This is a genomic window from Butyricicoccus sp., from assembly GCF_977037065.1.
In genome coordinates this window covers 1-12,281 of the sequence record NZ_CDRQNY010000038.1, presented here as the reverse complement: position 1 = coordinate 12,281, position 12,281 = coordinate 1, and the positions used below count along the sequence as shown (strand labels likewise).

The window sequence follows — 12,281 nt, the reverse complement described above, 5'->3', positions numbered from 1 at the left end:
CTTAGGAGTATGGCTTACCATGTGATACACGGTTCGGATGTAACTTCCAATATCATCCCTTACGCAGAATGACTTGTAGTAAACGAACTTTATGGTGCAAAACACCTATTCTGACGCAGTTTTATGTGTCCGTTGGGTGGTCCTATTAGCAAATTCTTAGCAAGAGGACACCCAGCCAAAGCCGATTGCTACTGCCATTCTTCACTCCCTTAGTCAAAATGACAAGGCAAATACATGGAGGTTACTATGGACAAGAAAGAGAAAAAGTCACTGCCGGAACCGCGCACATATACCGTGGAACAGATTGCAGCCATGCTCAACATCGGCCGCACAACCGCATATCAGCTCGTCAAGCAGGAGGAGTTCAGGATCGTCCGCATAGAAAATGCAATCCGCGTTTCAAAGAAATCTTTTGACGAGTGGCTGGAAAGTTTAGAACTGTGAATATCACAAGAAACGCCGTAGGCTCAAAAACCTATGGCGTTTCTATGTTACAAGCTTCGCTTTAGCTGATTGGATAAGGCAGAGTGTGTATAAGCGCCATTGGATTTTTCACAAGTTCTCCGACTCCATCCCAAACTTTGTGTAAACCTCCAACAAGGTGTAGAATAGAAGCAGGATGACGGAGGTAATCACAATGGCAAGAAGGAAAAGAACCCCAGAAGAAAACACACGTCGCGAAAAAATTCGTGAGCTGCTGCAGCTGGCGAATGTAGGCAGCAAGAACAAGGACACGGATAACAGCCGGAACGGGTACAGCAGCAAAACCCTGCGCACCAGTTTTAGCGATGTAGAGGTATCTGTGCCGCGGGATCGCAAGAGCGAATTCGAACCCAAGGTGCTGCGGAAAAATCAGACCAGCATCAGCCAGGACATCGAGGATATTTTTATCGCCTGCACGGACAATTTGACCGGTTTTTTTGCGGCGATCGAGGCGGTCTATCCCAAGACGGAAATCCAGAACTGCATCATCCATCAGCTTCGAAATTCCAGCAAATATGTCTCCTACAAGAATTTGAAGGCACTTATGGCTGACTTGAAAGCAGTCTACGCAGCGGTAGATGAACCGGCTGCTTTGGACGCGTTAGACACGTTCGCAGAACACTGGGACAAGAAATACCCCAAAATTTCTCAGTCGTGGAGGGATAACTGGGCAAATCTCAGTACCTATTTCAAGTTTCCTCAGGCACTTCGGCGGCTGATCTATACGACCAACACGATTGAAGGCTTTAACCGTTACCTCAGGAAGGTAACCAACGAAATCCGTGTTTCCGACCGATGACAGCCTTTTCAAAATGCTGTATCTGGCGATGATCGACATCACGAAAAAGTGGACCGGCCGCAGACAGGACTGGAGCATGATTCATGCCCAGCTGGCAATCTACTTCGAGGATCGGATGCCGGATTAACAATCCGGCTCGAAGGGCAAGGGGCGCTGCGCCGCCGCCGAGGCTCCAATGGACGAGGGTGCCCCTTGACTTCCGCCCCCGTTGGCGTTATGTTGTAGATAAGGCGGGCGCAGCCAACGCCGCTCCCGCCTTGAAATATAAGTTCTATTTTACACCGCATTTTGGCGGTTACACAGAATTCGGGATAGTCCCTATTTTTCCCGCGTTTTTGTTCTCGGTTTGTACTTCAAAAACCAATACAGTTCATCCATTTCCACGATCTTTGGTGTCTGTTTGGGCGCTGAATTCTCCTTGCAGCTGGCTTTTTATCCAATTCATCACATTGGATTTGTTCATGTGCAGAATCTTTCCAACACTTCGTCCGCTGATCCCGCCATAGTACATCTTTAGTGCCAGTTTTCGGGTTTCTTCCGGATACGTGTGCTGTTTAGGGTTTATTGTGTAGTATTTGCCGCACTCCTTACATTTGCAGCGTTGACTTCCTGACCCATTATATCCTGCTCGTACCTGATTTTCAGTTTTTCCACATACCGGGCATTTCTTCCATGCCTCTACTGTCATCTTTTTCATAGCTCTATTTTACCACTATATCTTTCATTTGGACACTCTTGCTGTTTGAGAATCCTGTTTCGGTCCGGTGACGCCCAAAGTGCCCGGATCGATCCTGCAGCTGGATAATGATGCGATCGTTATCGCAGATGAGGCAGCGCTCAGCCTGTGCGGTGACTTTATCTGATTTCTGATCATATCAGCGGCGGTATCACCGCCTCGAAACCCGAAGTGCAGTTTTGTCTCCTTCTGTGCTTTGGGTTTTGCTGATTTTTCGCAAGGGAGGTGTGATATGGTGCGCGTTACCGATATGACACACGGCCGTCCGATACGACTGATTCTGCTGTTTTCCCTGCCGCTGATGCTGGGCAGCGTGTTTCAGCAGCTGTATACCATCGTGGATACGATAATCATCGGACGCGGTGTCGGCATGCAGGCTCTGGCGTCCATCGGTGCGGCGGATTGGATCAACTGGCTGGTTTTATGGGGACTGCAGGGCTTTACGCAGGGCTTTGCGATTCTCGCGGCGCAGGAGTTCGGCGCGGGCGCATACGACCGGCTGCGTCGTGTACTGGCTATGATCGTTAAGCTGTCGTGTTGGTTCGGCATTGCGGTGACGATCATCAGCCTGCTGCTGGTAAGGCCGCTGCTCGCGATCATCGCGGCAAGCTTTGCCAATATTGCGCTCGACCTGCTGTTCGTGATGGGGTTTGGCTGGGGTATTTTCGGGGCTTCGTTCGCAACCGTACTGGCACAGCTGATTGCGTTTCTGCTGTGTCTGCGTTCTCTGCGGCGGCTGCCGTTCGTGCAGCTGACAAAGGCTGACTGGAAAACCGACCCTGCCATTCTGCTGCACCTGTGCCGCCTTGGCATTCCGACCGGCCTGCAGATGAGCATGATTACACTGGGCGGCATGGTGCTGCAGTCCGTATTGAACGGCTTCGGCGTGGTGTTCGTAGCGGGCTATACGGCGGTAAATAAGCTGTATGGCATACTCGAAAGTGCATCGGTGGCGTTTGGCTATGCCATGACAGCTTATATGGGTCAGAACCGTGGGGCACGCATTGATGCGGGCATCGAGCGGTGCTGGCCCTATCCGCCGGATTTACAGCCGCCATCGTGACGGCTATGCTTCTTGCAGGCAAACCGCTGCTGGGACTGTTTCTTTCGACCGAGGAGGCGGGCGCAGCGGATGCGCTGGCGGTGGCCTATCAGTATCTCATGATACTGATGGCATTTATGCTTGCGTTGTTCGTGCTGCAGGCGTATCGCTCCTCACTGCAGGGGTTGGGCGAGATGACCGTGCCGACGCTCTCCGGCTTTGCGGAAATGCTCATGCGCATGGGCGCGGCGCTCGTGCTGCCGACCTTCATCGGGCAGAGCGGCGTATTTTTTGCGGAAGGCGCAGCATGGGTGTGTGCGGCGGCGCTCAATCTGGTATGGTATTATATGCGGATTGGGAAGATCAAGCGGGAGATGATGCAATAGCCTCTCGATCGAAACTGCACTTTTGATCGAAGCTCGATGAAAAGCCGCGCCCTGCGGGCGCGAAGGCTTTTCGACAAACCAAAAGACAGCGAGAGCTGTCTTTTTTGTTTGCAGAGCGGGTGATCGGTCTGGTCAGCCCTGCTCCTTTACGGAACAGCGCAGGGAAAACGACAAAAGGATGCCCTGCGCACGCATTGCGATACGCAGGGCATGAAAAAATGGGAATAGATTCAGGCAGAAACCATTTAGTAGATGGACGGCTTTTCCATCAGCTCGATCGCTTCCGGCTTGCCGGTCTGGCGGGAGAGAATGAGTGCATCGCCGGTGACACAGGCAACGTAGCCATCCCATGCGGACGGACCGTCCGGTGCACCGTTCAGCAGAGCCTTGGCCCATGCATCGAACTCAATGTCATACGCTTCGATAAAACGCTGCGACCAGTCGGTCATGATCGGGAAGCTGCAGGCTGCGCCCGAGCGCTTGACCACAGCCGACGGATCGGGCAGGCTGACCGTGCCGTTCTCACCGACTACCTGACACTGGATATCATAGGCATATGCGCCGTCGGTCTGTACCTCTACATCGATGCGCTGTCCCGAACGGGTGGTCAGCATCATGATCTGCGGGTTGAGCCAGTCCCCCTGCGTGTTTTTGCTTTGACGGACTGCCAGCACCTGCGCCTCAGCGTATTCATCGTCCAGCAGCCAGCGGGAAATATCAATTTCGTGAATTGCAACACGCGTTACTGCGTAGTCGGTCGCAAAGCCGGGCGCCTGCGACATATTACGATGGCACGAGTGGATCATCAGCGGAGCGCCGATCTCTCCGGACTCGATCGCTTGCTTCATGGCAGCATAGCCGCGGTCATAACGGCGCATGAAGCCGACCTGCACCAGCCGTCTGCCGCCTGCAACCTCTGCGCGGATGATCTCCTCACATTCCTGTGCGGTCTGCGCCAGCGGCTTTTCGCAGAATACGAATTTGCCCGCCTTGATGCATTCGAGCACATAGCCCGCATGGGACGGGTCTGCGGATGTGACGAGCACAGCATCTACTTCGGGGAGTGCGATCAGTTCTTCGCCGGTGGCGCAGCAGGTGATGCCGTACTGCTCTGCAACCTCTTGCGCAGACGGCTGATAATAATCCGCAACGGCAACCACGCGCGTTTCGGGAATTGTGTTCATCAGGCGTGCGATATGCTGTCTGCCGATCGCACCGCAGCCGATGACACCGACTTTGATTTCTTTGCTCATGTCAGAGTCCTCCTTCCGGTCTCTTGGGAAACAGAATGAATGGCGGTACCGGGCGGACAGATGCGTTCTCTGCCCGCCCCGTGATGCAACGATGATTATTCGTTCACCAGCATTTCGCCGGTTTCAAAGGATTCCTTGCAGCGGTATGCCGCCTGAGAAACCTTGGTGCCGTCGTAAACGGTGACACCGGGCTTGCGGCCCTCGTTGATGCAGGATACAAACTCCTGGATCTCATTGATATAGGCCTGATGCCAGCGGCTGAGGAAGTCCGGATAGTACTCCTCGCGTGCGCCGGAGCCGTCTACAATCTGAAGCAGGTTCTTTGCGCCGACATTTGCAATGCGCAGCGTGCCGTGCGTGCCGATGATCTCGGTTTCTACGTTGCAGCCTGCACCGTGGGTGCGGTTGGTGAACATGAAGCCCATTGCGCCGTTGTCCAGCTGTACGGTTGCGCAGCAGTTATCTGCGTCGTTCAGCTCACGGTACAGGTCAAACTCGAATACGCCGCCGATCGCCCAGACGCGCTTGACCTCTGCGCCGGTAAACCAGCGGATCAGGTCGAGGTCATGCACGCACATATCCAGATACTGGCCGCCGGAGTGCGGTGCAAACTTGAGCGTACCCTCGATGGTGGTGCGGGGGTCCTGCGTGTAGGAGCGGACGAGAACGACCTTGCCGATGTCGCCTGCATCGATGCGGCGCTTGGCCTCTGCGTAGGAATCATCAAAGCGGCGCATGAAGCCGAGCATGAACACCTTGTCCGGATGGGCTTCCACAGCCTTTTCTGCCAACTTGCACTTTTCAACCGTCGTGTCGAGCGGCTTGTCGCAGAAGCAGTGCTTGCCTGCATCCAGTGCGAGCTTGATGTGCTCGGCATGGAACATGGAGGGCGAAACGACAACGATCGCATCCAGATCCGGGTTCTTGACCATCTCAGCTACGTCCGTGTAGGTGTAGGGAACGTTCAGCTCCTCGGCTACCTGTGCTACGCGCTCTGCGTCCGTGTCGCAGATGGCGGTCAGCTCTGCGCCGGTGACATAGTTTGCGATATTCTTTGCGTGCTCATAGCCCAGACGACCCAGACCGACCGAACCGATTTTTAAAGTTTTTGCCATGGTAACAGCATCCTTTCTTTGTTTACAGAAATTTCAGTATGTTTTTTGTTGGTGTTTTAGGTTGCCGCCTGTGCACCGCTGTGGAAAACAGTCAGCGGTGCGGGCGGCTCTATCTCATCACCCGGCAAGACCGAGAGGAGAGAACAGCAGGTAAACGCAGCACATCAGGCACAGTGCGCCGATGGCAGCAATCTTGCGGTATTTCCACGGTGTCAGATCGACAGCGCCGACATCCTGCATGACGTACGGCGTTGCACGCGGGCTGGTCTTGCCGATCAGCAGCATGACCGCAACATTCAGTACGAACAGTACCGCAAGAACGTACAGGTAGTGCACATTCTGGAGTGCAGGGATGAATTTGGAAATGGAGTACAGAACAACGTGCATCACGATCGATACCTTGGCGGCACGAGCGGGAACGTTTCTGGTGAACAGACCGACGATGACCGCCGCCAGAATCGGCACGTTGAAGAATCCGAAGCAGGACTGGAGGAAGTCATACAGACCGGAGGGAGCAAAGCTGACGACCGGTGCCACGCAGATCGAAACGATGGCAAGCACGGTGCCGAAGATTTTGCCGATGTGAACCAGCTGTGCGTCCGTTGCCTGCGGATTGAACAGCGGGCGGTGAATATCCAGTGTGTACAGCGTGACCGAAGAATTGAGCGCCGAGTTAAAGGACGACAGGATCGCACCGAACAGCACGGCTGCGAAGAAGCCGAGCAGCGGCTTGGGCAGGACGTTCAGGATGAGCGTCGGATAGGCAAGGTCGCCGTTCTGTGCCAGATTTGCGATGTGCTCCGCGGAGAAGAAGCCCTCGGTGTGGTCCATCGACATACGGTAGCAGATCAGGCCGCAGATGGTGATGAAGAACGGGCCGCAGCACTTGAGGAAGCCTGCAAAGATCGCACCGCGCTGTGCTTCACACAGGTTCTTTGCACCCAGCGTTCGCTGAATGATCGCCTGATTGGTACACCAGTAGAACATATTGTTGACGACCATGCCGGTAAAGAGCACCGGCCATGGGATCATCGGCGCCATTGCGTTGACCGGATTGATGGCGTTGAACTTTTCTGCCGGTACGACCGAGATCAGATCGCGCAGACCGGCGAGGAAGTGGTCATTGCCGAGCAGCAGCAGACCGAAGATCGGGATCATAAAGCCGCCGATGATCAGTCCGATACCGTTGATGGTATCCGATACCGCAACCGCCTTCAGGCCGCCGAAGATGGCGTAGCAGGCGCCGACGATACCGATGGCAACAGCTGTGATGATAACACCCTGCATCTGCGATACACCCATGCGCTTATCGACCTCGAAGATCTGGTTGAATACCAGTGCGCCCGAATACAGAACGGTCGGCAGATAGGTGAGCAGGTAGCCGAGCAGGAACATGATGGAAACGATACGCTTGGTTGTGCTGTCGTAGCGGTTTTCGAGGAATTCCGGTACGGTAGTCAGTCCCATCTTGAGATAGCGCGGCAGGAATACCAGCGCCAGAATGACAAGTGCTGCTGCTGAGGTGACTTCCCAGGCGATCGGTCCCATGTTGGTTGAAAAGCTCTGGCCGGTCTGACCGATCAGCTGCTCGGTGGAAAGGTTGGTCAGCATCAGAGAGCCGGCGATTACCGGTCCGGTCAGGCTGCGGCCTGCAAGGAAATAACCGTCCTGTGTACTCAGGTCATCGTCGCGCGTGCGCCACCATGCAATGACAGCGACGAGCGCAGTGAACGCAATGAAGGTTACAGCAGTAAAAAGCATATGTTGATCTCTCCTTCTTTCTCTACAATTTTACGCTTTATTATTTTGTGCTTACTCTTTTCGCCGCCTCGCAGTCTTTCTCAGGAAAATTTTATAGGCGCTTGCGACTGCGTATTTGTTTGGGGTCCTCCTTTCTGCTCCGGCGACAGATAGCTTTTTAATATTAGAAATACAAAAATAATGGGGATTTACGATATGATTTTTCTGCTTACAAACACATTCTATCATATTATTTTTCGGTGTCAAGCAAAATGATTTTTGTGAAAAATGGCGAGTTTTCATACGAAATAACTCCGATTAGGGGCGCGATTCAGCGAAAGAACAGTAAAAAGCAAACTTTTATGCAGATAATTGAGATTTAATATTAAAAAACTTTGGTTAATTCGTATATTTTCCTAATACTTTAATATAAGATTTACCGATACATAATATGATAAAAGCGCAATAGTAATCGGTAGCTGCGCAGAAATCCGGTCGCAGTACCGATAAACAACACGCGGGAACCGCAGATCCGTATCCACGGCGGCAGGATCCGTCTGCGGTTTGGATGCCCCTTGACATCAGCGGCACAATACTTTAATATGAAAGTGACCTGATAACGGTTTTACTTTTTCAAACAAATGGGGAATGCGTCATAGCAAAGGTTACACTCAAACAAATCGCGGAGCGGGCAGGGGTTTCCATCAATACCGTATCGCTGGCACTGCGGGATATGCCAAACGTCAATCATGATACGCGCGCAAGGATTTGCGGCATTGCGGCAGAGCTGGGGTATTATGCACATAAAAGTCACCGCACATCGTCCCAAAAGCTGGGGCTGATCTCGACCGGCGCGCATCTGAAGGATTCCTACTTCTATATGGCGTTCCAGAAGCTGTTTCTGGGGATGGCGTATGAGCACGGCTATCAAATGATGGTTTTTGATCACGAATACTGGGATCGCGATTCGCAGGCACTGCGTCAGTGGCTGACGGAAAGCGAGATCAGTGGTGTTTTGATCCTCGGTGACATGGAAGAAACGCTGGCGGCCAATATCGTATCGTGCGGGCTGCCGGTCGTAGCGGTGGGAACACGCTATCATAGCTTGCGTGTGTGCACCTATATTGAGGACAACACAGAGGCGGCCTATCAGGCGGTGCAGCATTTGTATACCTGCGGCTGCCGCAAAATGGGTTTTATCGGTGATCCGATGTATTCCACGGCATTCGGAGAACGGTATGACGGCTTCTGCAGCGCCTTGCGGCGGTTCGGTCTGCCGTGTGATCCGCAGCACCTGCTGCTGACACCCAGAGCGGATGACGCGGATATTCCGCGGACGATTGACCGTGCACTGGATCAGGTGGACGAGTTGCCGGATGCGTTCTTCTGTGCGAACGACTATCTGGGCGTCGGTGCGGCAAAGGCGCTGTTCCTGCGCGGGGTTTCGGTGCCCGGCGAGGTTTCGCTGGTTGGCGTGGATAATAATCCCCTTGGAAAAATAGCACTGCCGTCCCTGACTTCGATTGATGTGCACTGCCGTCAGCAGGCAGAGCTGAGCATCCGCAAGCTGATTTCGTTTGTCTGCGGAGAGGAATACGATCCGCTGCGCTTTCTGGTTCCCACCGAGCTGGTGCAGGGGGATTCGGTGAAGCAGGCGTAATCAACGCAAAAACGACAGACAGGAGCGCTGTTTTCTTTGGAAAACAGCGCTTTTTCATAGGATTCAATCCAGATGCCACCGTACACAGTACGTCACCTCATACCCGCCCTGATGACCGGAGCGCGGACGCGGAAAGGTCATTTTCAGCGGTGCATCCGAGGCTTGTGATGCGGCGGGAAGCACCGGATCCGTGCAGGACTCTCGGCCGGCGGTGAGGAAAACATCCAGAGAAATACAGGTCTTGTTCTCGTCTGCATCCACAACGATGCGGTTCACCAGCGCCTTGGACATTTCACGCGAAAAGCCGCAGTTCGCCTGCCACTGTTCCTCAATCGTGCGGCGCAGATTTTCCACACGCCGGATGCGTTCCGCAAGGGTTTGCTCTGCGTTCTGCAGGGAGCTGCGCCGCTCCTCGAGTGCGGCAAGCTGCTCGTTGCAGACTTCGTTGCGCTGCTTGAACTCCTCATTTGAGAGCGCTCCCGCAAGCACCAGATCGAGCAGCTTGTCCTTGCGCTTTCCGAGTGCCGCCATCTCCTGCTCGACTTGGGCGAGGGCGGGGCCGCTGTCCTGCCGGGCGGCAAAGGCACGGAGCGTGTCGATGTATTCCTGCACGGCGGCGGACTGTTCCTCGGTTACCAGCGCAAAGACACGCGCGAGAATGCGGTCCAGCTCGTGGCTGTAAACCGTAGGAGAGTTACAGCCGCCGGTTGGCCTGCTCCCACAGCGCCTCCGACACGATGGCGGGGATGCGGTCATCCTCGTGTACGAGCCACTTGTTCTCACTCAGGCGGTAGCTGCGCTTGTCACGGTAATCACGGGAGGCGTACCGCCGTCCGGCATAGCAGCCCTTGTATTTCGGGTTGCGGATCATGCCGTACAGGGTGGAATAATGGAACGGACGGCCCTGCCGTCCGCGTATGCCGTGGCGGTCCAGGTCGTTGGCGATCGCCCGCAGACCGAGTTCTACGGCGGCGTAGCGCTCGAATACCTCACGGACGATGGCGGCTTCCGGCTCAATGATTTCCAGCCGTCCATCTGTCTTGTTGTAGCCGAACAGGTTGTTCTGTCCGAGCAGAACGCTGTTCTCCTGCGCCCGCTTGAATCCGAAGCGTGTGCGTTCGGACAGCTTACGCACCTCATCCTGTGCGATCGAGGACATGATGGTGAGCCGTAGTTCGGCGTCCTTGTCGAAGGTGTTGATGTTGTCGTTCTGGAAGTACACGCCCACGCCGAACCGCAGCAGCTCGCGCGTGTAGCGCAGACTGTCAAGCGTGTTTCGGGCGAAACGGCTGATCTCCTTGGTGATAATGAGATCAAACGTTCCGCGTTTGGCATCCTCGATCATTTTGAGGAACTGCTCGCGCCCCTCGACCGACGTGCCGCTGATGCCCTCATCGACATAGCCGCCGGTGAACGTCCAGTGCGGATTTTCGGCAATGCAGTCCTCAAAATAGCGTTTCTGGTTGCTCAGACTGTTGATCTGCTCGTCTTTGTCGGTCGAAACGCGGGCATAATATGCCACGGCAAGGTCGGTGTCGAAAATGCTGCGGCCCTGCGCCTGCATTTCGTCCAGTCGGCGGATTCAATAGTCCGCGCTATCCTGAAAAATAGCCCCATCCTGCTTTTGGATGAAGCAACAGCATCTCTTGACATTGAAAATGAGCTTGCCGTAAAGCAGGCCATCGCCAATCTGTTAAAAGAGAAAAAGACAGTGGTAATGATTGCTCATACCCTTTCCATTGTCAAAAATGCAGACCAAATCCTTGTAATGGGTGATGGTGGGATTGCTGAATCGGGAACCCATGAAGAATTGCTTGCGAAAGGCGGAAAATATGCTGCTATGTGGAACGCAGAGCAAAAAATATCAGCTTGATAGAAGCTAAAGAAGAATAATTGCATAGCGCATGAACCTGCCCCGACTACGGGGAAAGAAAAAAACCGCTGGCTGGGGCAGGTGATTTTGCGCGCTCATTTTAAGTTATTACCCTAACGGTGGTTTTGAGAAATCAGAGCCGCCGTTTCTTTGCGTTTACACAAACCAATGACGACTTGCAGGGACACGGTAGTCGATGGGAGGTTATTTTACCGTGTCCTTTTCTCTTTTTCGTAGTATCCATGATTTGCACCAGCTAAAAAAAGCGTAGTCCCTCCATCGGAGCCATCCGGCTTTGAATGCGAACTATACCATGTAAGCAATCATCCTTATAAAACATTTCTGCGCCCAGCAGGTCCGTTGCGACTTGCTGGGCGCTTTTTGCTGTTTTCCGAGGACAAGCCCGCCTCGAAAAAAATTTTTTGAGAAATTTTCAAAAAGGAGGCTTTTAGCGAGTAGCTTTGCGTTCGCCTTGTTAGCGGAAAGGGAGAAAACCACCTCATTCCCCCAGGAAAGGGGGTGAAAAGATGGATATGATCCCCCGCAATGACTATGGCGAGCGGTGCCAGTTCGATGCTTACTGCAAGCTGGTACTGTACCATGAGGCAATCGACTACCTTCGGGAAATGCAGAGGCGCCGTGACAGGGAACTGTCATTCAGCGACATTCCGCAAATGGAGATGGACAAGCTCTGCGTTGTAGATCATTACCCCAGTGACAGATTTACATTCTCGTCCCACGGGTATGATCTGCATATCGAAAACGAGCTTGTAGCTGACGCCTTCGCCGGTTTGTCTGTTCAGGAGCAGAGTATTTTGATTCTGCATTTTGTTCTGGACCTGCCGGATCAGGAAGTTGGCCGCCTTGTTGGAATGTCTCGCAGCGCCGTTCAGCGGCGAAGGGCAAAATCATTGACCGAGCTGCGGATCAAGTTGGCCGCACTCATGCCGAAGGGAGGTTGAAGGTATGAAGAACCCCACTTACAAGGGCAAGGAGCTTCTTCCTCTTTCGGTGATTGACGCCGCCCGTGACGGGGACTCTCAGGCTGTGGATCAGGTACTCCGGTATTATGAGGGCTATATCAATAAGCTCTGCACCCGGACGCTTTACGATCCTGACGGCCAGCCCCATGTTCGGGTGGACGAGTACATGAAGCGCCGATTGGAGATCAAGCTCATTCATTCCATTGTCAGC

Annotated in this window: 15 protein-coding genes and 2 pseudogenes; 11 read left to right on the top strand and 6 right to left on the bottom strand. The window is 53.7% G+C overall.

Features of this window, described 5'->3' with window-relative positions; genetic code table 11:
* Window positions 1–246: 246 nt before the first annotated feature.
* The 4 genes and pseudogenes from ACWVX6_RS10180 to ACWVX6_RS10165 all read left to right on the top strand — a co-directional run bounded on the left by ACWVX6_RS10180 (window position 247) and on the right by ACWVX6_RS10165 (window position 1,409).
* Window positions 247–444 (top strand): helix-turn-helix domain-containing protein, encoded by a 198-nt coding sequence (locus tag ACWVX6_RS10180; RefSeq protein WP_207663032.1) that lies wholly within the window; start codon window positions 247–249, stop codon window positions 442–444.
* Between the two features lie 280 nt (window positions 445–724).
* Window positions 725–835: pseudogene (locus ACWVX6_RS10175) on the top strand (transposase); the annotation flags it as partial.
* 3 nt (window positions 836–838) lie between these two features.
* Complete coding sequence (locus ACWVX6_RS10170; RefSeq protein ID WP_455153075.1) at window positions 839–1,282, top strand: IS256 family transposase; 444 nt, start codon at window positions 839–841, stop codon at window positions 1,280–1,282.
* Window positions 1,266–1,409, top strand: a complete 144-nt coding sequence (locus tag ACWVX6_RS10165) for a hypothetical protein (RefSeq protein WP_455153073.1) — start codon at window positions 1,266–1,268, stop codon at window positions 1,407–1,409. The genes ACWVX6_RS10170 and ACWVX6_RS10165 overlap by 17 nt, the downstream gene beginning before the upstream one ends.
* 243 nt (window positions 1,410–1,652) lie before the next feature.
* Here the strand turns inward: ACWVX6_RS10165 and ACWVX6_RS10160 are convergent, their stop codons facing one another.
* Complete coding sequence (locus ACWVX6_RS10160) at window positions 1,653–1,979, bottom strand: hypothetical protein (protein WP_455153072.1); 327 nt, start codon at window positions 1,977–1,979, stop codon at window positions 1,653–1,655.
* A 49-nt stretch (window positions 1,980–2,028) separates the two neighbouring features.
* Here ACWVX6_RS10160 and ACWVX6_RS10155 point away from each other — a divergent pair.
* The 3 genes and pseudogenes from ACWVX6_RS10155 to ACWVX6_RS10145 form a co-directional block, all read left to right on the top strand.
* Window positions 2,029–2,145 (top strand): annotated as a pseudogene (locus ACWVX6_RS10155) (glucosamine-6-phosphate deaminase); the annotation flags it as partial.
* A 105-nt stretch (window positions 2,146–2,250) separates the two neighbouring features.
* Complete coding sequence (locus ACWVX6_RS10150) at window positions 2,251–3,081, top strand: MATE family efflux transporter (RefSeq protein WP_455153071.1); 831 nt, start codon at window positions 2,251–2,253, stop codon at window positions 3,079–3,081.
* A complete protein-coding gene (locus ACWVX6_RS10145) occupies window positions 3,042–3,446 on the top strand; it encodes an MATE family efflux transporter (RefSeq protein WP_455153070.1) in 405 nt (134 codons plus the stop codon). The genes ACWVX6_RS10150 and ACWVX6_RS10145 overlap by 40 nt, the downstream gene beginning before the upstream one ends.
* 245 nt (window positions 3,447–3,691) lie before the next feature.
* On the opposite strand, the gene ACWVX6_RS10140 is transcribed toward ACWVX6_RS10145, so the two are convergent.
* From ACWVX6_RS10140 to ACWVX6_RS10130, 3 genes are all read right to left on the bottom strand, one after another.
* Window positions 3,692–4,699: a Gfo/Idh/MocA family oxidoreductase gene (locus tag ACWVX6_RS10140; protein WP_455153069.1), complete on the bottom strand. Its 1,008-nt coding sequence runs from the start codon at window positions 4,697–4,699 to the stop codon at window positions 3,692–3,694.
* A gap of 95 nt (window positions 4,700–4,794) precedes the next feature.
* Window positions 4,795–5,814, bottom strand: coding sequence for a Gfo/Idh/MocA family oxidoreductase (locus ACWVX6_RS10135; RefSeq protein WP_118360166.1), 1,020 nt, complete (start codon window positions 5,812–5,814; stop codon window positions 4,795–4,797).
* Window positions 5,815–5,931: 117 nt separating this feature from the next.
* A complete protein-coding gene (locus ACWVX6_RS10130) occupies window positions 5,932–7,575 on the bottom strand; it encodes a solute:sodium symporter family transporter (protein ID WP_455153068.1) in 1,644 nt (547 codons plus the stop codon).
* Between the two features lie 592 nt (window positions 7,576–8,167).
* Between ACWVX6_RS10130 and ACWVX6_RS10125 the strand changes: the two genes are divergently transcribed.
* The gene (locus tag ACWVX6_RS10125; protein WP_455153074.1) at window positions 8,168–9,214 is read left to right on the top strand and encodes a LacI family DNA-binding transcriptional regulator; all 1,047 of its coding nucleotides are present in this window, start codon (window positions 8,168–8,170) and stop codon (window positions 9,212–9,214) included.
* Between the two features lie 63 nt (window positions 9,215–9,277).
* Here the strand turns inward: ACWVX6_RS10125 and ACWVX6_RS10120 are convergent, their stop codons facing one another.
* The gene (locus ACWVX6_RS10120) at window positions 9,278–9,826 is read right to left on the bottom strand and encodes a hypothetical protein (RefSeq protein WP_455153067.1); all 549 of its coding nucleotides are present in this window, start codon (window positions 9,824–9,826) and stop codon (window positions 9,278–9,280) included.
* Between the two features lie 82 nt (window positions 9,827–9,908).
* A complete protein-coding gene (locus tag ACWVX6_RS10115; protein WP_455153066.1) occupies window positions 9,909–10,778 on the bottom strand; it encodes a recombinase family protein in 870 nt (289 codons plus the stop codon).
* 60 nt (window positions 10,779–10,838) lie between these two features.
* On the opposite strand from ACWVX6_RS10115, the gene ACWVX6_RS10110 reads away from it, so the two are divergent.
* From ACWVX6_RS10110 to ACWVX6_RS10100, 3 genes are all read left to right on the top strand, one after another.
* Window positions 10,839–11,087 carry a hypothetical protein gene (locus ACWVX6_RS10110; protein WP_455153065.1) on the top strand — a complete coding sequence of 83 codons (249 nt, stop codon included), beginning with the start codon at window positions 10,839–10,841 and terminating at the stop codon, window positions 11,085–11,087.
* 527 nt (window positions 11,088–11,614) lie between these two features.
* A complete protein-coding gene (locus tag ACWVX6_RS10105; protein ID WP_117579796.1) occupies window positions 11,615–12,049 on the top strand; it encodes a sigma-70 family RNA polymerase sigma factor in 435 nt (144 codons plus the stop codon).
* A 4-nt stretch (window positions 12,050–12,053) separates the two neighbouring features.
* On the top strand, window positions 12,054–12,281 hold a 228-nt coding region (locus ACWVX6_RS10100; protein WP_455153064.1), incomplete at its 3' end, for a helix-turn-helix domain-containing protein.